The organism is Campylobacter sp. RM19072 (assembly GCF_024723485.1).
Taxonomy (GTDB): domain Bacteria; phylum Campylobacterota; class Campylobacteria; order Campylobacterales; family Campylobacteraceae; genus Campylobacter; species Campylobacter porcelli.
Map to the genome: position 1 here is coordinate 18,647 of NZ_JANQCU010000008.1, position 19,919 is coordinate 38,565.

Genomic DNA, 19,919 nt, shown 5'->3' on the forward strand with positions numbered 1-19,919 from the left:
CCAACTTTTAATCAAATTTGGATAGAATAATAGCAAAAAATCTTGGAAAATTAGTTGAAAATAGCAATTATTAGATTATCAGCCCTTGGGGATATAATTCATACTAGCATCGTGATACAATTCATTAAAAAGCATTTTAAAAACGCAGATATTACTTGGTTCGTCGATGATAAATTTAGCTCAATTTTAGAGCTTATTAGCGATATTAATGTCGTTGCCTTGCCTTTAAAGAGTAAAAAATTTTATAAAAGTTATAAAATTCTTAGGCAATTTAGCGGTAAATTTGATATTATCATTGACTTTCAGGGGCTTATAAAATCAGCAATTATAGCTAGAATTTTAGGCAAAAATATCGCTGGATTTGATAAAAATAGCATAAAAGAGCCACTAGCTTCAATATTTTATAAAAGCAAATTTAGTATTGATTATAATGAAAATATTATAAGAAGAAATCTAACTCTTGCTAGCAAGGCTTTAGGCTTTAATTTTAGCGATGATGAGATTACCCACAAATCTGCTTGTTTTAGCTCAACTAAAGAGCCAAAACCATCACAAACCATCTTAATAGCACCATTTGCAAGCGAACCAAGCAAGTGCTATAATAAATTTAAAGATCTTATAAATTTGCTAAAAGATTATGAGATAAATATAATTTCTGGCAACCAAAAAGAGCTACAACAAGCAAGATTAATCGCACAAAATACCCACGCTAAGATTTTAGAGCCTATGAGCTTAGAGATGGTGGTGAGTTTGCTTTGTGATACTGGATTAGTCATCGGCAATGATAGTGGTATAACTCACCTAGCTTGGGCGCAAAATAGAGCCTCTATCACTCTATTTGGCAACCGACCAAGTCATAGAAATAGCTATCAAACACGCATTAATCGCACCATCAATACAGGCAAGAAAATTGATGCTAAAAATATAGATAAGAGTGATTATTGTATCAATGATATACCGGCAATTAGCGTGGCGAATTTAGCAAGGGAGATTTTGAATTTGGAGAATTTGTATGATTGATTTTGTATATTTTTTGCTTTATAAAATATTTAAATTTATCGCAAACTACACGCCTATGAAGTTTCAAAATCTGCTTTTAGACGCACTTGCTAGGCTGTTTTATAAATTTGATAAGAAGCATACAAATATAATGAGAATTAACCTTAAAATGTGTAAATTTGATAATATAGAAAAGATTATTTTAGATACTTATCGCAATTTTGCCTACTTTGGTATGGAGTTTTTGCGTAATCAAAATAGCTCAAAAGAGCAGATTTTATCCAAAGTGGAATTTAAAAATGAAGAAATTTTGGATAAATTTAAAGATCGCCCCATCATCATCACAACCGCACATTATGGTAATTGGGAGCTTTTTAGCCTTGCGATGGCGGCGAAATTTGGCGCTGTTAGTATCGTAGGTAGAAATCTTGATAGCCCTTTAATGGATAAGATTTTAAGCCAAAAAAGAGCTAAATTCGATATAGAGGTAATACCTAAAAGCGGTGGCGCAAAGATGATTATCAAAGCACTACAAGAAAGACGTCTTCTTGGGATTTTAGTCGATCAAAATATCGATATTAGAGATGGGTTAGCGTGTGAGTTTTTCTCTAATAAAATAGCTCACACACATGCTGCTAGTATCTTTGCGTCTAAGCTAAATGCGGTGATAATCCCAGCTTTTATTCAAAGATATGGCGATAAAAATTTAATCATATTTTATGATCCAATCGATATTAATGCCCTAAATGGGGACAAAATTCAACTCGCCACGCAATACCAAAGCGACGCTACGCAGATGGTTATAAGCTCCAAACCAGATGAGTATTTTTGGATGCATAAGAAATTTAAGCACTTCTACCCAGAGATATATAAATGAAAATATTAATTATAAAATTTAGATTTATCGGCGATGTATTACTAACTACACCGCTAATCTCAAATCTTAAGGCTCACTATCCTAATGCCTCTATACATTATGCGGTAAATAGCGGCACACAAGCACCACTACAAAATAATCCGCAAATTGAGAAAATTCACATTTATGAGCGTGGGATAATCAAAAAAGCAAATATATTTAAAAAAATTTATCTAGAGCTAAGGTATGCCTTGGGATTAAAAAAAGAGAAATTTGATATTGTGATAAATACAGAAATGAGCGATAGGGGGCTATTTTTAGCCAAATTTATCGGAGCTAAAACCATAGTATCACCTAAAGGGAAAAATGGAATTTTAAATAAATTTATAACCCATATCTCAAAACCAAGCGGCCATATAGTAATGCAGAATTTATCTGCTATAAACGCCCTAAATAAGGAGATTAAAAGCACGAAAGTTAGCCTATATTTTAATGAGTATAATCTAAATTTGCCAAATAATTTTATCCATATTCACCCAATGGCTAGATTTAATTATAAATGTGTAAGCGATGAGATAATGGCTAAAATAATTGACTTTTGCGAGATTGAGCTTGATAAAAAAGTGGTTCTAACCTGTGATAAGAGTCAAAATGAGATTGATAAAATGAAAAATATCCTATCTCTTTGTAAATCTAAGCCAATGGTATTTATGGGGAATTTAACTCTAGACCAAGTGGCATTTTTAAGCTCAAAATCACAACTCTACATAGGCACAGACACAGCCATAATGCACATAGCAGCAGCAAATGATGTGCCTTGTATAGCGTTATTTGGCCCTAGCTATACTAGTGCTTGGGGGCCGTGGGATAACTCCAAATCCAAAAGCTACTATAAAGATACAAATGGAATTCAAAAAATGGGTAAGCACACAGTCATTCAAAGCACTCTAAAGTGCGTCCCATGCGGAAATGAAGGGTGTAATGGCTCACAAATTAGCGATTGCTTAAACACTCTTGATATAAACTGGATTAAAAATGAGATAAAAAATAGCTTTATAATACAAATTCAAACTAATTAAACCAATTTATAAGCCTAAATATGATAAAATGAAAATATGAAAAATATAACAATCCTAGAAATAAACTCTACAAATAAAAACCAAAGATTTTTAGAGAGGTTAAAATCAGCTTTAAGCTCAAAAGGCTTTAATCCCACAAGTAGAAATTATGATAATATAAAGGGTAAAAATCCCATCATAAAACTATTAAAAATAAACAAACTTGCCAAAAAGCAAAAGAGTGATGAGCTATATGTATGCTTAGATAGATTTGATAGTGCTGATATATATCTAGCTAGTGATGGAGTACAAAAGATATATAAAAGACTAGATAAATTTTGGTTTTTCAATCCATTAAGTCTTATTAGAAGTAAAATTGAGAAAAACTGCATAAACAACTCCGCAAAAATCATAACAAACTCAAACCTAACACGCTATCAATTAGAGACAATTTATGATATAAAACCAAATAAAATTAGCACAATCTACCCTGGAATTAACCTACCAACCCAGGTGCAAAAAGGCAGTGCTAAAATGCAACTATGCAAAGAGCTTAGCCTGGATATGGAGTTCTCAATTATCCTATTTATATCTAATAATTTAAAAAACGATGGAGTGGCTGAGTTTATCAAGCTATTAAGCCAAATTCAAAACAAGATAAATGCTATAATCATAAGTAGCGATAAATCCGCTCCAAAATATAGAAAAATGGCTAAAAAGCTTGGAGTTAGAGCGATCTTCAAGCAACCACCAAAAACGCTAAATCGATACTACGAAGCAGCTGATATATTTGTTTTACCATCGCTTTATAACCCATTTAGCACCCAAATTTTAGAAGCGTTAAGCTATGGCTCCATATGCTTTACTACTGCTAATAACGGAGCTAGTGAGATATTAGGCGATGAGTTTATCATAAAATCTACTGATGATACAGCAAAATATATTGATGAGCTTTTAAATAATCACGATTTAATGGTTGAAATATCAGCTAAAAATATTGAATTAGCCAAAGATTTTACAACAGATAAAAGCCTAAATCAAATAATAAAGGTCATTAGTGAAAATATTCATTGAGTTGCCTACTTGGCTTGGCGATGGAGTGATGAGTAGTGCAGCCATCGCAAATATAAAGGCAAATTTCAAAAATGCGGATTTAACTTTTTTTGGCTCATACGCCTCAACTGCTCTTTTTGAAAAAAGCGGAAATATCATAGTAGATAACTCTAAAAAATCCAAATTTCGCCTACTTTATCTATATAAATTAGCCAAATCACTACCCAAATTTGATATATTTATCAGCTTTAGAAGCCACCTTGCCTCTAAGGCTTTGGCGTTTTTCATAGGAGCGGCAAAAAGCGGAGTTTATAAACCAATTGATAAAAATAGCCATCTTGTTGTTGATTATCTAAATTTTAGCTCAAAACTACTAAATATCGATATTCTAACAGATCAACTAGAGTTAAATTTCACCCCCATTAAATACTCAAAGCCAACTCTAGGCATCAATCCTGGCGCTACATATGGAAGTGCTAAGAGATGGTATCCAAGCTACTTTGCTGATGTTGCAACTAAATTGAGCGATAAATTTGATATATTGATATTTGGCGGCGATAAAGAGAGCGATATATGTGATGAGATTAGCCAAATTCTAAACCAAAATAGCATAACCCACCAAAATCTCTGTGGTAAAACGACAATCAGCCAGCTAGCTAGCCATATAGCTGGGCTTAAGCTATTTATAACCAACGATAGTGGCCCAATGCATATAGCAGCAGCTTTCAAAACCCCTACCATAGCACTATTTGGACCAACGAATTTTACTCGTACAAGCCCATATAATAACCCAAATGCTAGATTGGCTCACTTAAATTTAGATTGTATGCCATGTATGAAAAGAGTATGTCCCATCGGCACTCATGAGTGTATGAAAGCACTCAAACCTAGTGCCGTTTTAAATTTAATTGATGAGCTTAGCTAAAAGCACAATCTACCACTTGACAAATCGTATGAATTATCAAAATATGCATCTCTTGAATTCTAGCCGTATCATCAGATGGAACTACGATATTTATATCACACATATCATTCATAGCTCCGCCACCCTTGCCGCTTAATCCAACGCTTTTTATCCCATTTTCTCTAGCTACTTGAGTAGCGTTTAATACATTTTTACTATTTCCGCTCGTGCTAATAGCAACTAGCAAATCCCCAGCCCTACCTACTCCGCTAAGTTGCCTTGAAAATACCATATCATACCCATAGTCATTACCAATCGCTGTAAGTGCAGAGGTATCAGTAGTTAGCGCTATAGCACCAAGTGAAGCTCTCTCGCTTTTGTATCTACCTGTAAGTTCAGCCGCAAAATGCTGAGCATCAGCTGCACTTCCGCCATTACCACAAATTATTATTTTATTGCCATTTTTAAGCGTATCTATAATGATATTTGCTACTTTCATCACATATTCATCAATAGACAAAATCGAATTTGCCACCTCTAAATGTGATTTTAACTCATCGCTAAATATACTCATAATTATCCTTTAATTTCTTATTTTTTCTATTATTTTTGTAGTGCTCTTGCCCTCTACAAACTCAATTAGCTCAACTCTTTTAGCAAACTGACTACCCACAACCACCTTGCCTTCATAATCAGCACCCTTTACAAGCACATCAGGGCTAATGGCCTTAATAAGCTCATAAGGCGTATCATCATCAAATATCACGACAAAATCCACAAATTCCATCGCACACAGCATAGCTGCCCTATCAAGCTCTATATTTACCGGCCTATCATCGCCCTTTAAAGCTCGAACTGAGCTATCTGAATTTAACCCAATAACCAAAATATCTCCAAGCATTTTCGCCTTTTGTAAGTAGCTGATATGACCAAAATGCAAAATATCAAAGCACCCATTTGTAAATACCAAGCTCTTACCACTTCTATCAATCTTTAAAAGCTCATCAAGCTTGACTATTTTTCTCTCAAAGCCTATTTTTTTACTCTTTAAGCTCTCTATCTCTTTCCAGCTTGCATCAGCACTGCCTACCTTGCCTACTACCACAGCTGCGGCTAAATTCGCATTAGCTATAGCCTCTTCGATACTCATCTTACTAGCTAAGCAATATCCCAAAGTAGCCAAAACGCTATCCCCAGCACCAGTTACATCAAAGACCTCTTTTGCTAATGCGGGGAATTTCTTCACCTCATCATCTAAAAGCCCTATTCCATCTTCGCTTAAAGTGATTAAAGAGTATTTTAGCTCATAATTCATCTTCATACTTTTTAAGGCCAACTCTAACTTCTCATCGCTATCAATCACAAAGCCCAAAGCCTCACTTGCTTCTTTTTTATTTGGCGTAAGAAGCGTTGCGCCTTTATATTTACTATAATCCTTGCCTTTTGGATCTACTAAGACCATTTTGGAGGTTTTTTTAGCAATTGTGATTATCTGCTTTGTTAGATAATCATTCAAAACGCCCTTACCATAATCACTAAGCAAGACAATATCATAATTTTCTAATATACTTTGAAATTTACCTATGATCTCATCAGCACAATCTATATCGCTAACGCTCTCAGTATCTAGTCTTAAAACTTGCTGATGAGATACCATTATACGGCTTTTTTGGCTAGATTTGCGTCCTTTTTGTGCGATCACTAGCTCGATTTTAGCACCACGATCTTTTAAAAGCTTTAAAATTTCACTACCTAATTCATCATCGCCAACCACGCTCACCACGCCAACATCAGCTCCAAGAGCGATTAAATTTGAAACCACATTGCCACAACCGCCTAATCTTTTGGTCTCATTTTTTATATTTACTACTTGGACTGGTGCTTCTGGGCTTATACGATCACAACTTCCCCATATATAGTGATCAATCATCAAATCCCCAACTACTAAAACTCTAGCCATCACTTAAACTCACTATTATAAATTCGTTTTATAGCTGGTAAATAATCCCTTATGCCATCTTCAAGGCTATATTTTGGCTCATATTTTAAGCTAGTTTTAGTAGGCGATATATCAGCTTGAGTGAAGTATTGATACTGCGATGCAAATGGATTTTTGATATACTCATTGCCTAAGCTTACACCAATTTCTTTCTGTAAAATATCAGCAATATCTTGAAAACTTCTAGCATTGCCAGTTCCGACATTATAGACCCCACTATCTCCATTTATGGCTAATTCATTGGCTAAGATTATATCTTTTATATATACAAAATCCCTTTTTATCTTATCACTTTCTTCAAAGAGTCTTGGGGCATTGCCGCTTAGAATTTGTAATCCAAATTGTAATACCATAGATGCGGTTTTGTTTTTAAAAAACTCCCCATCTCCATATACATTAAAATATCTAAGCCCAACTATATGAAGTCCCGTTTTAGCGTGATACTCTCGCCCCATCTCATCCATCATAAGCTTACTAAATCCATAGACATTACCAGGATTTTCGCCCACGCCTACGCTTTGTGGGCTTGGAGCATTTCCATATGTCGCACCGCTACTAGCGTATATCACTTTAGAGCCATTTTCATATGCTATATCAAGAATGCTTTTAAATGAGTTTAAATTCACTCTCATAATCTCATCTTGTTCAGCCACTGTAGTATCAGAGATAGCAGCCTGATGATATATCACATCTGGAGCAAAATCTCGCATTTTTTTAATTGTATCAATATCGCAAATATCACCGCAATAAATCTCGCCTTTAAAGCCAATTAAATTTTTATAATGTCCAAAGCTTTTTAAATTTCCATTACTAAAGGTCTCATTAGAGCGAAATTTATCCACTACCAAAACCTCATTCTCACTCATAAAATGCTTAGCCAAATTCGAGCCTATAAATCCCGCTCCGCCAGTTATCAATACTCTCATTCATATCCCTTTACACACTCTAAAATATCTAAAACACTACTAAATTTATCCCCATCAATCAAAAAGCTTCTACCCACACCAGCACTATTAGCAGCCTCTATATCGCTTTTTTTATCCCCTATCATAATTGAGCTTTTCATATCTATATCAAACTCACTCAAAGCTTGTAAAAACATACCAGATTTTGGCTTTCTACAACTACAATTATCATCTGGAGTGTGAGGGCAATAATATATCTTTTTGATACTTACGCCTCTTTTTTTAAACTCACTAATCATATAGTAACTAAGATTATCAAAATCAGCTTGGGTATAGTATTTACGACCTATTCCTGACTGATTTGTAACTACAAAAATTTCAAATCCAAGTGCCATAAAACCACTTAAAGCCTCAAAAATTCCAGGCATAAACTCAAAATCCTCTATGCGATAAACATATCCTGGGTCTTTATTTATCACCCCATCACGATCTAAAAATAGTGCTTTAATCTTTTCCATAGGCTGATTTTATCTATATTTTAGTTTAAATTCACTTAATAATCATAAATTTTTGGATAATTAATATCTCTAAATTAAAATTTAATTATAATATTTAATCTAAATTTCAGAATATTGGCACTATAATACTCATATTAAATCTTTCAAAAGGATAAAAAATGAAAAAAATAGTTCTATTGGTTGCATTAGCCTGTGTTGGTGCATTCGCTGCTGATGGTGCTGCAATATACAAAAAATGTGCAGTTTGTCATGGTGCTAAAGCTGAAAAAAAATATTTAAATAAAGTTCCAGCTCTAGTTGATACAGATCCAGTTCAAAGATTAGCTGATATGAAAGCTTACAAAGCTGGTACATTAAATGATGGTAAAGGTAAAATCAATATGGGTGCTATCATGAAAGGTCAAATGGCTGCTTTAAGCGATGCTGATATGGAAGCTGTAAACAACTACATTTCAACTCTTAAATAACTCTATCTAGCTAGGTTTATCCTAGCTAGTTCTTTTAAATATCTTTAATTCTTATCTTAATCTGGCGGTCTATAACCCTTATTTTTCATAAGCTCTTTTTTACGATTTTCTAAATTTACAGCATCATTTAACGCATCTTCACTATCAAATTTTGTCCCATCTAAAAATTTAGAATAGTCATCAAATTGCTTGGTTTTTACACCCCATAAAAGCCCAAAAAGCGCCAACGCACCAAGCAAAGTAGATATCCCAAGCATTATAGCTATCACAGCGCCCATTTTTATCCTTTTAATCTTATTTTAGTTGAGTTTAAAACCACAATTATAGAGCTTAAAGACATAGAAATTGCCGCAAATAGCGGTATTATATAACCCATCATAGCAAGAGGGATTGTAAGAGCATTATAAATCAAGGTAAAAATCAAATTCTCCTTAATAGTTCTAAAAGTTAGCTTAGATAGCTTCAAAGCCCTTAAAAGCGAATTTAAATTATCATCTAGCAAGACTACATCACTCTTTTCTATACTAATTTGCGCTCCACTTCCCATACATATCCCCACACTTGCCATACTTAACGCCACTGCGTCATTAATGCCATCGCCTACCATCACAACTGGGGTTTTTGAGTTTAGCCTCTGTATTATTTGTGATTTTTCAATAGGATTTTGACTAGCATAAAATTCGCTAATTCCAAGAGTGTTAGCGATTTTAGAGGCCGTGAGTTCATTATCGCCTGTTAGCATTACTACCTTATATCCATCTTTTTTTAAGCTATTTATAACGGCTTTTGACTCATCTCTTAGCTCATCTTCAAGCTCAAATTTCGCCACAACTTCTTTTCCTACAGCAAAATGATATTCTAGTCCACTCGCTTCAAATTCCCCAAATCCCATTTGAGCCATAAACTTCGCACTACCGCCATAAATATCCAAATCCCCATATTTCGCACTCATACCTAAGCCATTATGGTTAGTTATATCGCTTAAATTAAGCTCTTTAGCAAGGATAAAATCCCTTATAGCCACACTCACAGGATGAGTAGATGAAAGAGCCAAAGAGTATAATAAATCTTGATTATACTCTTTAAATTTTGTCGCTTTAATAACTTTAAGCTTGGATTTTGATAGTGTGCCAGTTTTGTCAAATACCACACAACTACACTTAGCCAAGCTCTCAATTATCCTAGCTTCTTTAAATATTATCCCACCACGCATCGCACTACCTAAGGCTATTAGCGTAGCCACCGGAGTAGCAAGACTTAAAGCGCACGGACAAGCGATTATAATCACGCTTACAGCTACTATCACTCCTTTACTAATCTCTCCGCTATTAAAAAGCCAAATCGCAAATGTCAAAATCCCTAGCAAAAGGATAGTTAGAGAGAATTTAGCTGAAATTTGATTAGCTAAAAGCTCAATTTTTGGCTTCTTAAAACTTGCTTTATTTAATAGATCAATTATTTTACTAAGAATAGAGCTTTTAAATAGCTCACTAGCCCTATACTCTACGCTCCCATCTACGCACACAGCTCCGCTTATAATCTTTTGGCCTTCGCTTATAACCACCGGCAAACTCTCGCCATTAATACTAGATAGATCAAAGCTCCCAGCCCCACTAGCCACGACCCCATCTATCATCACTCGCTCACCACTACGCACCTTGATAATCTCTCCTGGCTTAATATCATTTACATCTTTTAGCTCAAATTTATCTTTGGATTTTACATAAATTTGATTTACCAAAAGAGTTCCAAGAGAGTCAATAGTATCAATGGATTTTTTCTTGCTAATTACTTCAAGAAATTTACCTATAAATACAAATGTAATTATCATAGCCACAGAGTCAAAATATACTTCGCCATTTCTACTAAGCATAGCATAAACTGAGTAAAAATAGGCTATATTAGCCCCAGCACAAATGCTTAAATCCATATTAGCTTGGCGATTTTTAATGGCAAGATACGCCCCTTTGTAAAACTCACTTCCTGTATAAAACAGCACAGGAGAGGCCAAAACAAACTCAGCAAAATGTAAAATATCCTTGATATCATCGCTCATTCCGCTGAAATACCCACCATACAAAGCCACCGCCACCCACATAATATTCATAGTACAAAAGAGCCCAACAAGCATCTTAGAGTAAAATTCTCGCCGTTTTTGACTCGCTCTTAAATCTGCTTTTTTAGGATCGTATGGGATTGGTATGTAGCCTATGGAGTTAATTTTGCGTAGGATTTCATCTAATTTTATTACGCTATCATCCCACTTTATATAGGCCTTATGTGTAGCTGAATTTAAGCTAAAATCAACAACCCCATCGCTTGATATAAGCACCTTTTCATTTAGCCATACGCAAGCTGAGCAGTGAATTCCATCAATTATAAGATAAATTTCGCAAAATCCATCGCTATTTCTAACATAATTTTTATAAAATGCCTCGCTATCAATTTTGGCCAAATTTGGTGCTTTGAAGTGTTTTTGATTGCCTAATTTATCATAAAATTCGCCTAAATTATGGGAATTTAAAAAATTATATACGCTCTTACACCCATTACAGCAAAACTCATGTCCGCTCTCATCAGTGATTATCGCACTTTTGTCAAACTCGCCCTTGCAGTGCAAACAGATAAAATTTCCCATACCAACCCTAAATTTTTATAGGATTTTATAATAAATTTGCTTACATATGGCTCAGAAACTTAAATTTATTTTGCGATTAATATTTAAATTTTTAAGCAAATTTAGGATAGAATTAAATTTTTTAACTATTTTAAGGGATAAAAATGCGTGGATATAAGATTTTTTCTGGGACAGCAAATGTGGAATTTTCTAAAATGGTAGCAAAATATTTGGGAATTCCATTAAGTGAAGCAAGTATAAAGCGTTTTAGCGATGGTGAGATTAGTGTCCAAATCGGTGAGAGCGTGCGTGGTAAAGATGTCTTTATCATTCAGCCAACCTGTGCGCCAGCTAATATAAATTTGATGGAGCTTTTAATCTTAACAGACGCTCTAAAACGCTCAAGCGCTAGCTCTATAACTGCGGTTGTGCCATACTTTGGCTATGCTAGACAAGATAGAAAAGCCGCTCCAAGAGTGCCAATCACAGCCAAACTAGTAGCAAATATGATGCAAACTGCTGGGATCGATAGGGTTGTTACTATGGATCTTCACGCTGGGCAAATTCAAGGCTTTTTTGATATTCCAGTTGATAATCTATATGGAACGATCGTATTTTTAGACTATGTAAAAAGTAAAAATCTTAAAAATCCTATTGTCGCAAGCCCTGATGTAGGTGGCGTAGCTCGTGCTAGAAGTCTTGCTAAGAGCTTAAATTTAGATATGGTAATAGTAGATAAACGCCGAGAAAAGGCCAATGAAAGCGAAGTTATGAATATAATAGGCGATGTAAATGGCAAGGATGTGATTTTAATAGATGATATGATAGATACAGCTGGAACTATAGTAAAGGCTGCTGAGGTATTTAAGAAAAATGGCGCCACAAGCGTAATGGCATTTTGTACTCATCCTGTTTTAAGTGGCCCAGCATATGATAGGATAAATAGCGGGGCATTAGATGAGCTAGTAACGACTGATACCATCCCACTTAAAGAGCAAAGCCCGTATATCAAGGTTTTAAGCACTGCCCCACTATTTGGCGAAGTAATCCGTAGAGTATATCACGATGAGAGCGTAAATAGCTTGTTTTATTAATATATTAAAGTGTTGCTATAATTTAGTAACACTTTAAGCCCAACTCATCTATAATTAGCCACTGCTAGAGTGATCTAATCTTCATTAATATCATACGCCTTACTAAAGCCAAATAACGCCTTAGTAAATTCAAGCTTAAAATTACGCTATAAATCTCATTTTTAGCCTTAAAAGCTTTAAAAATATCTTGATAAATTTTAGGGATATGAACCGCATTTGCTCTAAATATAACTCTTTTTCTAGCTAATAAATTTTAACTATCTTACTCATCTTCTATAAACATAACTTCAATATTATTTGGATTTGTTTTAATGGGGATAGTGCTGGGCTACTTGGCTTATACAGATGAAATTATCTAGCTAATTTTGTAGTATTGAGAGTATGAGCAAACTGCCTCTTTTAAATCATTCATACTAGCTTATAACTACACTGCTAAATTTAGCCCTAAAATCAGCTATTTATTTGCTTATATCATTCACTAATCTTACTGATTATACTCATTTTTTATCTTTTTAATATCAAAATATAGCTTAAACAATCCTCTCTTATACCAAGTTTTTTTAAACTCATCAATGTTATTTTAAGTTTTCTTGTATTTTTTCTACTAAAATGTTTATATCATCACTAGCAAAGATGATTTTAGCAAATTCTAAGTTTTGCTGATTTGAATTTAGTATTCTTTTGATTAGCTCTTTTTGATATTCAGCACTTGATGAGCCTTTGCCAAGAGCTCTATGGCAAGTAGGGCAGAGTTTTACAAGATTTTCAAGCACATCAAGCTCTTTATCTTTACCCACAGAGATACAATGGTGAATTTCAGTATAATAGCGATTTTGCCGTGTCAGAAAACTTCTGTCTTTAATATTGTAAATATCATTACAGCCAGCGCAAATATCAGGTGCATAAATACGCATAAATTTCACTATATTTACATCACGCTTAAATTTATCATTTTTCTCTTCTTCAAACTCTAAATCTTTGCGAATTTTATCAATTTCATAATTGCTTAGATTTTTACCATAAATTGTATTTAAATAAAAACCCAGTCTTTCATTTATCATTGCTTTTGTAAAACTTGGTTCTTCACACTCAAAATAAAATATTTCATCAATATTTCTTTTATAGTTAATTCCATAAACTTCTTTGATTATTTTTGCCTTATATTCATTTATCAAACCTATATTTTTAATATACCAAAATAAATTTATGCGAAATTGTGTATTGCGCCTATTTTCTCCACTTACAAATTGTGATTGTAATTCTCTAAAATTTATATTAAAAGCTTCTTCTGGAATATTAAAATTATCTATTAAAAGTCTTAATCTTTTTAGCTCAAGCTCTGAGTTATAAAAATAATCTTGACTTAAATATGGTCTGCTTGTATCCACACTACCACGAATTTCAAAAAATCCTCTTATGAATTCCTTTTTATCATCATCTAAAATTTCGCCTATAAAAAATGGACTTAACATAATTTTGCGAAGTAATAGTTTGTAAAATCTATCATTATTTAAATCCAAATCATTTTCTAATACAATTTGAAATGAAGTTTTACTTTTATATTCCCAAATTCTATCACTACTTTGATAATTTAGCGCATCCAAATATAGAGGTAAACTACTCTTATAAATGCTATCATCTAGAAATTTTGTAGATTTATATTGAGATATAGTTTGTATAAATCCTTTTTCTATCACATATCTAGAAAAAAATGCTCCCAAAACAAAAGGGCTTTGAGTATTGTTTAAAAACTCGCTAACTTTCATTTTATGTTCCTATAAATTGAATTTTTGTATTATAACAAAAAAGATAAAGGACTTGCGTGTTTAAAATTCTAGATTTATTTTGTGGTGCCGGCGGTTTTTCGCTTGGTTTTGACAAAAATCCGCATTTTAAAACCCTGCTTGCGCTTGATTTTGAAAATTCAGCCATAGAAACTTTTAAACTCAACTTCAAATGTGCGCAAACTATTTGTGGAGATATCACAGACAAAAGTACAAAAAAACAAATCATAAATTTAGCACAAGAGCTTAAAGTCAATATGATAATAGGCGGCCCTCCTTGTCAGGGATTTAGTCTGAAAGGTAAAAAATTAGGATTAAATGACTCTAGAAATTTTTTATTTTTAGAGTATTTGGAGCTTGTAAAAGAATTACAACCAGAAGTTTTTGTAATAGAAAATGTAAAAAATCTTTTAGCTTGTTCAAATGGATATTTTAAAAATGAAATTTTATCAAAAATTCAAGAACTAGGCTATCAAGTAAATTGTGATATCCTAAATGCAAAAGACTATGGAGTGCCACAAAATAGACAAAGAGCATTTTTTTTAGCTGCAAAGAATAAAAAACTAAAATTTCCTAAAAAACAAGAAATTTACGTAAATGTAAAAGACGCAATTAGCGATCTTTCTTATTTAGAAAGTGGAGAGGGGCAAATAACAAGCCAGTATCAAAATCAAGCCCAAAGCCAATATCAAAAAATGCTTAGAGGCGAATTTTTACAATATCATAAAGCCAGCAATCACTCTAAAACAGCACTTGAAAAACTAAAAATGATACCTTGCGAGAGCGGTAAAGAGCATTTGCCAAAAGAACTTCATGGAAAACAAAAATTTAACACTACTTGGGGGAGATTAAAATGGGATGAGCCAAGCCCCACTATTGATACTAGATTTGACACACCAAGCAACGGCACAAACTCACATCCTTTTTTAAATAGAGCTATTACACCAAGGGAGGCTGCTAGAATTCAAAGCTTTGATGATAATTTTATATTTTGTGGCTCAAAAACACAAGTTTGTAAGCAAATTGGCAATGCTGTCCCACCGCTACTAGCAAAAGCTCTAGCAGATGAAATAGCAAAAGAGTTTTATTATGAATAGATATGAAATATTTAACACTGATGCGTTTTGTTGGATAGAAAATGCATTAGAAAAAGAGATTAAAGTAAATCACATAATCACAGACCCACCCTATAATATCTCAAAAAAAAACAATTTTTCAACTATGAAAAATCCTCGTCAAGGTGTGGATTTTGGATTATGGGATAATAATTTTGCCTTGCTTGAATGGATAGAAAAATTTTCTAAAATTTTAGATCAAAATGGTTCTTTTATTGTATTTTGCTCTTATAAATTTATTAGTGATATTTGCAAAGTTTGCAAAAGCTCAAACCTTGAAATAAAAGATATTTTAGTCTGGCAAAAAAATAATCCTATGCCAAGAAATACTAATCGTCGCTATGTTCAAGACATGGAATTTGCTCTTTGGGCTGTTAAAAAAGGTGCCAAATGGACTTTTAATAAAACAGATAATCTGCCGTATTTACGCTCATTATACAAATTTCCAGTAGTAGCTGGCAAGGAGCGAACATCTCATCCTACTCAAAAATCACTAGCTCTAATGAGCGAGATCATTAAAATTCATACAAATTCCAATGATATAATTTTAGATCCTTTTATGGGCTCAGGCTCTACTGGTGTAGCTGCCGTAATGGCAAATAGATATTTTATAGGGATCGAAAAAGATAAAAATTATTTTGAAATAGCAAAAAATAGACTAGAAAAAGCTTCAATCCAAATTTCATTAGATTTATAAACATAATAAATTTCGATTTTATAAAACCTTGCTTTTCTATCTTTATGTTATTTTATCTCCCTTTTTAATCTTTTTAATATCAAAATATAATTTTACAAATCCACCTTTATGCCAGGTTTTACTAGCATTTATCAAGGCTAAGCCAAGTTTATATGGTATGCTTTGCCTTTCTTTTAAGGCGGATTTATAATCCTCATAATGCTCTATCGGTGGGACTTTGAGGTGTGGTTTGTTTTGGATTATCTTAAAATACTCTTTTTGTTCGCATCTATGCCTTAAATAAATAGCTAATAAAATAAAAGGTAGTTTAAATTTTCCAAATATACTATAGTAATTTTGTACCATTGCATACCCAAGCTTGTAAGCTAGATGATATCTTATTCGCTCTATAGCGTAATTTGCCTTGCAAATAAAGCCACCTTTATACTCGCTACCGCCATATTTTAACCATTTTTGATAATAGCTATTCCAAATTTCTCCCCAAAATTGATAAACTAGCTCATTATTCCAAAATCTCCCATCTCTTCCCCAAGCGTGAATAATACTATATCCGATACTTTTACGCCAATATGTGCTACCTGTATATTCATAGCCTAGCTCTTTGACTTTAAAATTACTATTTAATATTAATAGACTAAGCACCCCTTGGTCATTTACTCCATATTTGGTGCTGTAATTATAAATTTGCTTATAACACTCTTTTGGATTTGGTATTGTATCATAGTAGGCTACAATACCGCTTCTATAGACCCTATAGCTTCTAAATTTACCATTATAATCTTTAAGCGTTGGGTTTAATAAGCTTTTGCCTCGGTGCGCTCCAAAATGGTAATTTTTAAATTTAAAAAGCTTGCCAATCCCCTTAAGCAGCATAATATCAAAATCAAGATATATTATACACTCACACTCATCAAGTAGCAAAAGCGGCTCAAACATTCCATAAGCCATATGCGTCCAACGAGAGAGAAATGGGGAATTTAAATTAGCGCTATTTTTATCGCCAAAAGCTTGAATTTTAGTGACGAAATCATCCTTAGTAAAGCTAATAAATTTGATTTTTATACCATCGCAAAGCCTACAAAATGCTTCCATCTCACTTTGAGCAAATCCATCATGAACAATATAAAATACATCCACCTCGCCACTCATCACCTCAGTGATATTAGCTACCATTGCCCCAATGGCAAAGGCGGAATTATTAGTTGCTGCTAATAAAATACCGCTTTTATATGGTTTTTTCATAGATTAATATCTATGCTCATCGATAATAGCACGAATAAGCCTAACAATACCAAATATCAATGTCAAAATTATAAAAATTGTGATAATATTATACATTTTATCTGGATATTTGGCACTTTGTGGCTCATATGGACTTTGGATTACCACTAGTTGCTTAGCCTTTCTGCCTATCTCAATTCTAGTTGTCTCAACTGCCTTAATAGCCGTTTTATAGACATCTTCAGCAAAGTTTAAATTTAGATATAAAGCTTCAAATTGTGCCACAACATCATTTAACCTATCTTGCGATGCATTTGATGCTACCTTGCGTTTTTCTTTTTCTAACTGCTCTTTATGCGCTCTTAATTCAGCTTTCAACGCTAAAATTTCAGGCGCATTCTCATTTAGATAGCTTCTCATTGTATTTAGCTCGGTCTCTTTTTTAGAGATTTGCAACTCTATATCTGTGATAAATCCAGCCTTGGTTTGTACCAAACTTTGCGGATCGAAGATACCATATTGATTTTGAAAAGCTAAAAGCTCATTTTTAGCATCTTTATACTTTTGCTTAGCATTTTCTAACTCACCTTGAGCAAATCGTAACTGCTCTCTAGCAATATTGTGTGAAATTTCATTTATAAATCTCTCACACTCTTCTAAAATAGCAGCTGAAATAGTGCGAGCATCTTCAGGGCTAAAGCCTTCTACAGCGACATTTAAAAGCCCTGTTGTATCATCAAATAATATATGAATTCTATCTCTATAATATTTTAGATAGCTCTCTTTGCTAGTTGATGAGTAGATACGGAAAAATAGATCTATTTTTTGCTTTTCATAAAGCGATCTTAAATTTATTTTTTCATCAAGTTTTTGGAGCATATCAAAGGATTTTATATACTCTTGTAAAAGCTTGATATCTTCAGTTGAACTAGATGCCACTCCCACTAAACTCTCTATCCCGCTTAAAGATACTGGCGAGCTACCATCTGTGGATTTGACACTTAGAGAGACATTACTAACATATCTATCAGCAGCGATAAAGGTATAGTAAAATATCACCACAATCATTATACAAATCACAGTTTTAAAACTATCAAGTCTATTTAGACGCTCTTTATGCTGTTTTATATCCTTAATTGATCTTAAAATCATAGCTCTTTTATTCAACTGCATATCCTTTTATACATCTCAATCCCCTCTTTGACATCATCATAAACCGTAGTCATACCGCAATTTACTAAGATCACCTTATCGCACCACTGCTCTATCTCGCTCATATTGTGAGAGACCATTATTACCTTAGAATTGCTTAATTTTTCTTTATAAATTGCATCGCTTTTTTGTTTAAATTTAGCATCTCCCACAGCACCAGCTTCATCTATGAGATAATAATCAAAATCAAAAGCCATACTAAGCCCAAAACCAATTCGTGATCTCATACCTGAAGAGTATGTATTCATCGGCTCATCAAAGTATTTGCCAATCTCTGCAAACTCCTCTATATATCGCACTTTTTCTTCTAAAGCCTCACCTTTGTATCCATAAACTCTAGCTACAAATTTGACATTATCCCTAGCTGAAAGTGCGTGCTGAAATCCTCCAGCTAGACCAACAGGCCATGAGATTTTCTTATCAGTGATGACTCTACCAGCATTTGGAATATCAGCCCCACTTAGTAGTCGCATAAGAGTGGATTTACCAGCTCCATTTCTACCAATTAAGCCTATACTACAATCATCTGGAAAAGTAAAGGTAAATTCACGAAATACAAAGTGCTTATCGCCATTGCTTAGTGGGTAAAATTTAGTTAAATTATCTAATTTTATCATGGTCTGCTCGCTACAAGTTCTCTTCGTTTATAGTAGTAAAACCAAAATCCTATAAATAGCATTATGATATTACAAACAAAAGGATAGAATAAATTTATCCCATCAACTAGCGGATAACCATCAAAATAGTAGTGCTTTATACTCTCACAAATATGTAGCATAGGATTATAAAGCATATATTTTAATATATCAGATGGGATAATCCAAATAGGAAAAACAACGCAAGATAGTATATATAAAGCAACTGTAAAATATGTAAAAATAGTCTTAAGCGGCTCAATAAAATGCGTAATAATCGCAAAAATCACACCAAGGCTAAATCCAGATAGCACCATCAATAGAACGCTAATAAACATAGCTAAAAAATCCCTAGGCACTACATTATAACCTATAAACCACCCAGCCAAAATCATCACGCATAAAAATATCAAAGAGTGCATATAAAACTCAAGCAAAGCTCTAGCTAAAAATACATGAATTGGTCTAACGGGCTTATAAAAAAATAAAGATAAATTTCCAGCTATCCCACCCATAAGCTGCGTAACAATATTTCTAAACATAAAAAATGGGATAATCCCGCAAGCTAAAAACATAAAAACAGGAGTTCCACCAGGGACAACTAAATGAGTGATATTCTCGCGAATTAAGGTTATTACAGTGGTAATTACTAATATCTGCATTAAAGGCTCTCCAACTACCCAAAAGTAACCTAGATGCCTATTTTTGCCAAATCTAGTCTTTAACTCTCTAAAAAATAGCGCTCTTATAACATTTAGCACTATATCCTCCACAAAGCTGTTTTA

General features: G+C 33.5%; 20 protein-coding genes. 9 read left to right on the forward strand and 11 right to left on the reverse strand.

What is annotated here, in order from left to right:
• Positions 1-54: 54 nt before the first annotated feature.
• Genes waaC through waaF form a run of 5 tightly spaced genes read left to right on the forward strand, consistent with a single transcriptional unit; the run spans position 55 to position 4,891 of the window.
• Positions 55-1,020, forward strand: a complete 966-nt coding sequence (gene waaC, locus CSUIS19072_RS05175; protein WP_086242282.1) for a lipopolysaccharide heptosyltransferase I — start codon at positions 55-57, stop codon at positions 1,018-1,020.
• Complete coding sequence (locus tag CSUIS19072_RS05180) at positions 1,013-1,876, forward strand: lipid A biosynthesis lauroyl acyltransferase (RefSeq protein WP_086293006.1); 864 nt, start codon at positions 1,013-1,015, stop codon at positions 1,874-1,876. Before waaC ends, CSUIS19072_RS05180 begins: the two co-directional genes overlap by 8 nt.
• On the forward strand, positions 1,873-2,934 hold the full coding sequence (locus tag CSUIS19072_RS05185; RefSeq protein WP_086293004.1) for a glycosyltransferase family 9 protein: 1,062 nt from the start codon (positions 1,873-1,875) through the stop codon (positions 2,932-2,934). Before CSUIS19072_RS05180 ends, CSUIS19072_RS05185 begins: the two co-directional genes overlap by 4 nt.
• Positions 2,935-2,970: 36 nt before the next feature.
• Positions 2,971-3,987, forward strand: coding sequence for a glycosyltransferase family 4 protein (locus CSUIS19072_RS05190; protein WP_086293002.1), 1,017 nt, complete (start codon positions 2,971-2,973; stop codon positions 3,985-3,987).
• Positions 3,971-4,891, forward strand: a complete 921-nt coding sequence (waaF, locus tag CSUIS19072_RS05195) for a lipopolysaccharide heptosyltransferase II (protein ID WP_086293000.1) — start codon at positions 3,971-3,973, stop codon at positions 4,889-4,891. Before CSUIS19072_RS05190 ends, waaF begins: the two co-directional genes overlap by 17 nt.
• Here the strand turns inward: waaF and gmhA are convergent.
• The 4 genes from gmhA to gmhB are packed head-to-tail and all read right to left on the reverse strand — an operon-like array spanning position 4,884 to position 8,292.
• Positions 4,884-5,444 carry a D-sedoheptulose 7-phosphate isomerase gene (gmhA, locus tag CSUIS19072_RS05200; RefSeq protein WP_086292997.1) on the reverse strand — a complete coding sequence of 187 codons (561 nt, stop codon included), beginning with the start codon at positions 5,442-5,444 and terminating at the stop codon, positions 4,884-4,886. The genes waaF and gmhA overlap by 8 nt on opposite strands.
• A 9-nt stretch (positions 5,445-5,453) precedes the next feature.
• Complete coding sequence (gene rfaE1 / locus CSUIS19072_RS05205; protein ID WP_086242307.1) at positions 5,454-6,830, reverse strand: D-glycero-beta-D-manno-heptose-7-phosphate kinase; 1,377 nt, start codon at positions 6,828-6,830, stop codon at positions 5,454-5,456.
• On the reverse strand, positions 6,830-7,795 hold the full coding sequence (gene rfaD / locus CSUIS19072_RS05210; protein ID WP_086292995.1) for an ADP-glyceromanno-heptose 6-epimerase: 966 nt from the start codon (positions 7,793-7,795) through the stop codon (positions 6,830-6,832). Before rfaD ends, rfaE1 begins: the two co-directional genes overlap by 1 nt.
• Positions 7,792-8,292 carry a D-glycero-beta-D-manno-heptose 1,7-bisphosphate 7-phosphatase gene (gene gmhB, locus CSUIS19072_RS05215; protein WP_086237978.1) on the reverse strand — a complete coding sequence of 167 codons (501 nt, stop codon included), beginning with the start codon at positions 8,290-8,292 and terminating at the stop codon, positions 7,792-7,794. Before gmhB ends, rfaD begins: the two co-directional genes overlap by 4 nt.
• A gap of 158 nt (positions 8,293-8,450) precedes the next feature.
• Between gmhB and CSUIS19072_RS05220 the strand changes: the two genes are divergently transcribed.
• On the forward strand, positions 8,451-8,759 hold the full coding sequence (locus CSUIS19072_RS05220) for a c-type cytochrome (RefSeq protein ID WP_086237979.1): 309 nt from the start codon (positions 8,451-8,453) through the stop codon (positions 8,757-8,759).
• Positions 8,760-8,815: 56 nt separating this feature from the next.
• Here the strand turns inward: CSUIS19072_RS05220 and ccoS are convergent, their stop codons facing one another.
• Together ccoS and CSUIS19072_RS05230 are read right to left on the reverse strand one after the other, a co-directional pair.
• Positions 8,816-9,037 (reverse strand): cbb3-type cytochrome oxidase assembly protein CcoS, encoded by a 222-nt coding sequence (gene ccoS / locus CSUIS19072_RS05225; protein ID WP_086242288.1) that lies wholly within the window; start codon positions 9,035-9,037, stop codon positions 8,816-8,818.
• A 2-nt stretch (positions 9,038-9,039) separates the two neighbouring features.
• On the reverse strand, positions 9,040-11,397 hold the full coding sequence (locus CSUIS19072_RS05230) for a heavy metal translocating P-type ATPase (RefSeq protein ID WP_086292993.1): 2,358 nt from the start codon (positions 11,395-11,397) through the stop codon (positions 9,040-9,042).
• Between the two features lie 143 nt (positions 11,398-11,540).
• Between CSUIS19072_RS05230 and CSUIS19072_RS05235 the strand changes: the two genes are divergently transcribed.
• Complete coding sequence (locus tag CSUIS19072_RS05235; RefSeq protein WP_086237982.1) at positions 11,541-12,470, forward strand: ribose-phosphate pyrophosphokinase; 930 nt, start codon at positions 11,541-11,543, stop codon at positions 12,468-12,470.
• Between the two features lie 575 nt (positions 12,471-13,045).
• Here CSUIS19072_RS05235 and CSUIS19072_RS05240 read toward each other — a convergent pair.
• On the reverse strand, positions 13,046-14,236 hold the full coding sequence (locus CSUIS19072_RS05240) for an HNH endonuclease signature motif containing protein (RefSeq protein WP_086242290.1): 1,191 nt from the start codon (positions 14,234-14,236) through the stop codon (positions 13,046-13,048).
• Between the two features lie 56 nt (positions 14,237-14,292).
• Here CSUIS19072_RS05240 and CSUIS19072_RS05245 point away from each other — a divergent pair, with 56 nt between their 5' ends.
• Together CSUIS19072_RS05245 and CSUIS19072_RS05250 are read left to right on the forward strand one after the other, a co-directional pair.
• Positions 14,293-15,351 carry a DNA cytosine methyltransferase gene (locus tag CSUIS19072_RS05245; protein ID WP_086237984.1) on the forward strand — a complete coding sequence of 353 codons (1,059 nt, stop codon included), beginning with the start codon at positions 14,293-14,295 and terminating at the stop codon, positions 15,349-15,351.
• Entirely contained in the window at positions 15,344-16,066 is a 723-nt protein-coding gene (locus tag CSUIS19072_RS05250) for a DNA-methyltransferase (RefSeq protein WP_086237985.1), read from the forward strand. Before CSUIS19072_RS05245 ends, CSUIS19072_RS05250 begins: the two co-directional genes overlap by 8 nt.
• 42 nt (positions 16,067-16,108) lie before the next feature.
• Here CSUIS19072_RS05250 and CSUIS19072_RS05255 read toward each other — a convergent pair whose 3' ends face one another.
• From CSUIS19072_RS05255 to kpsM, 4 genes are read right to left on the reverse strand one after another with little or no spacing between them, the layout of a single operon-like run.
• A complete protein-coding gene (locus tag CSUIS19072_RS05255; protein WP_086292991.1) occupies positions 16,109-17,308 on the reverse strand; it encodes a glycosyltransferase in 1,200 nt (399 codons plus the stop codon).
• Between the two features lie 3 nt (positions 17,309-17,311).
• A complete protein-coding gene (locus CSUIS19072_RS05260; protein ID WP_439099126.1) occupies positions 17,312-18,454 on the reverse strand; it encodes a capsule biosynthesis protein in 1,143 nt (380 codons plus the stop codon).
• Entirely contained in the window at positions 18,451-19,116 is a 666-nt protein-coding gene (locus CSUIS19072_RS05265; protein ID WP_086237987.1) for an ABC transporter ATP-binding protein, read from the reverse strand. Before CSUIS19072_RS05265 ends, CSUIS19072_RS05260 begins: the two co-directional genes overlap by 4 nt.
• Entirely contained in the window at positions 19,113-19,895 is a 783-nt protein-coding gene (gene kpsM, locus CSUIS19072_RS05270) for a capsule polysaccharide transporter KpsM (RefSeq protein WP_086292988.1), read from the reverse strand. Before kpsM ends, CSUIS19072_RS05265 begins: the two co-directional genes overlap by 4 nt.
• Positions 19,896-19,919 lie beyond the last annotated feature (24 nt).

Coding starts and splice junctions, on each gene's coding strand:
- CSUIS19072_RS05265 (WP_086237987.1), bottom strand. CDS start 19,116: ATGATAAAATTAGATAATTTAACTAAATTTTACCCACTAAGCAATGGC.
- CSUIS19072_RS05185 (WP_086293004.1), top strand. CDS start 1,873: ATGAAAATATTAATTATAAAATTTAGATTTATCGGCGATGTATTACTA.
- CSUIS19072_RS05235 (WP_086237982.1), top strand. CDS start 11,541: ATGCGTGGATATAAGATTTTTTCTGGGACAGCAAATGTGGAATTTTCT.
- CSUIS19072_RS05255 (WP_086292991.1), bottom strand. CDS start 17,308: ATGAAAAAACCATATAAAAGCGGTATTTTATTAGCAGCAACTAATAAT.
- rfaD (WP_086292995.1), bottom strand. CDS start 7,795: ATGAGAGTATTGATAACTGGCGGAGCGGGATTTATAGGCTCGAATTTG.
- CSUIS19072_RS05230 (WP_086292993.1), bottom strand. CDS start 11,397: ATGGGAAATTTTATCTGTTTGCACTGCAAGGGCGAGTTTGACAAAAGT.
- rfaE1 (WP_086242307.1), bottom strand. CDS start 6,830: ATGGCTAGAGTTTTAGTAGTTGGGGATTTGATGATTGATCACTATATA.
- CSUIS19072_RS05180 (WP_086293006.1), top strand. CDS start 1,013: ATGATTGATTTTGTATATTTTTTGCTTTATAAAATATTTAAATTTATC.
- CSUIS19072_RS05250 (WP_086237985.1), top strand. CDS start 15,344: ATGAATAGATATGAAATATTTAACACTGATGCGTTTTGTTGGATAGAA.
- ccoS (WP_086242288.1), bottom strand. CDS start 9,037: ATGGGCGCTGTGATAGCTATAATGCTTGGGATATCTACTTTGCTTGGT.
- CSUIS19072_RS05190 (WP_086293002.1), top strand. CDS start 2,971: ATGAAAAATATAACAATCCTAGAAATAAACTCTACAAATAAAAACCAA.
- CSUIS19072_RS05220 (WP_086237979.1), top strand. CDS start 8,451: ATGAAAAAAATAGTTCTATTGGTTGCATTAGCCTGTGTTGGTGCATTC.
- gmhA (WP_086292997.1), bottom strand. CDS start 5,444: ATGAGTATATTTAGCGATGAGTTAAAATCACATTTAGAGGTGGCAAAT.
- gmhB (WP_086237978.1), bottom strand. CDS start 8,292: ATGGAAAAGATTAAAGCACTATTTTTAGATCGTGATGGGGTGATAAAT.
- CSUIS19072_RS05240 (WP_086242290.1), bottom strand. CDS start 14,236: ATGAAAGTTAGCGAGTTTTTAAACAATACTCAAAGCCCTTTTGTTTTG.